At 66.3% G+C, this 1625-nt stretch carries 1 protein-coding gene; it reads left to right on the top strand.

What is annotated here, in order from left to right:
• Window positions 1-1625 (top strand): pilus assembly protein (locus tag I73_RS29305; RefSeq protein ID WP_022982233.1); only part of this gene is annotated, 1625 nt, incomplete at both ends.

Here is a 1625-nt window from a genome sequence, read left to right as displayed (position 1 = left end):
TGTGCGGAACCTCGTCAACCTGGGATACGACCGGCTGAGCAACGACACCTGGAAAGCCGGCTACGTCGACTACCTGACGGCCAAGACCAGGCGCACCGACGGCGTGGTGGGCGTGGGCGGCAACGCCGGCGTGTTCCACCTGTTCCAGGGGTCGACGGGCAAGGAGGTCTTCGGCTTCCTGCCGCGCGAGGGCTTTTCCCACTACGCCGCGCTGGCCAGCAAGACCTATGGCAGCAAGGACAACGGCCACCGCTTCTTTGTCGATGGGCCGGCGGTGGAGTCGGATGCCTACATTCAGCCGCGGGGCGAAGCCGGTGCACGGTGGACCAATGTGCTGATCGGTAGCATGGGGGCGGGGGGACGTGATGTGTTTGCCTTGCACCTGCCGACGGACAACCCTTCCGCGGGCCTGGGGGCCCGTCAGGTACTGTGGGAGTTGTCCGGGCACCCGGATCTGGGGCATGTGATCGGCGACATCCGTGTCGGACCGATCCAGGGGGCCGTGCTGGAGGGCCATTCCGGCTGGTATGCCTTCGTGGGCAATGGCCCCTACAGCGCCCAGGGTGGGGCGGCCTTGCTGGTGGTCGACCTGCAGACAGGCGCCGTCGTCAAGTCCATCCGGGTCCCTGGCGTCACTGAGAACGGCCTGGGTGGGGTGTATCTGCTGCGCAATGCGCATCAGGAGGTCTATGCCGCCTATGCTGGGGATCTGCAGGGCCATCTGTGGCGATTTGACTTTGGTGACGGCGCCAACCCAGACAGCTGGCGGGTCTCGTTCGACGGTCAGCCGCTGTTCAGGGCGCTCGATGCGAGTGGCGCGGCCCAGCCGATCACGGCCGCACCCATGGTGATCGCCCACCCTCAGCAGGGCTTCGTGGTCCTCTTTGGGACAGGCAAGCTGTTCGACGAGAGCGATGCCACCAGCACGGCGCCGCAGTCGGTCTACGGTGTCTGGGACGACACGGCGGCCGGTGCGGCCGGCGGCAACGTCAGCCCCTTCCAGAGCGCCGCTCAGGCCGCGGGCGTGTCGCCCTATCGCCGAGTCCTGGTCCAGCAGACCATCGACACGAGCTCTGTGGTGGTCGGGACCCAGGTGGTCGATGGTCAGGTGGTGAGCAGCAAGGAGCGCTTCTACACGCTGTCCTCGAACCGCATCGACTGGACGACCCAGAAGGGCTGGTACCTGGATCTGGACATCATGGGCGGACAGCGGGTGGTCTATCCCCCGCAGGGGGTCCTGAGCTTCGCCTACGTCAACACGATCGTGCCTGCCCAGCCGGCCGCCCAGTGCGAGTACAACATCGGAACGGGCTTCAACTTTGTGCTCGACGCCTATTCCGGTGCCGCGCCCACCTCGCCGGTGTTCGACACCAATGGCGACAGCGTGGTGAACAGTTCGGACACCGTGGTGGCCGGAGTACAGAGCCTGGCGGACGGCATCGACAAGCTGCTGGCCAGCCAGTCCGACGTCGTGGGCGACCAACCCTCCGCATCCAGGTGCCTGGAGGACAAGCAGGGCCGCTGTCCTGCGGGCTATTGCCTGACCGTGGCGGTCAACAGCACGGGGGAAGGTCAGGAGATGTGCCTGCCCGACAAATGCACGATCGCCCCCGAATCCTGCAAGC

Source organism: Ideonella sp. B508-1 (assembly GCF_000333615.1).
GTDB lineage: Bacteria > Pseudomonadota > Gammaproteobacteria > Burkholderiales > Burkholderiaceae_C > Ideonella.
Note: the sequence above shows the minus strand (reverse complement) of the source record. Positions and strands in the feature narration are given on the sequence as shown.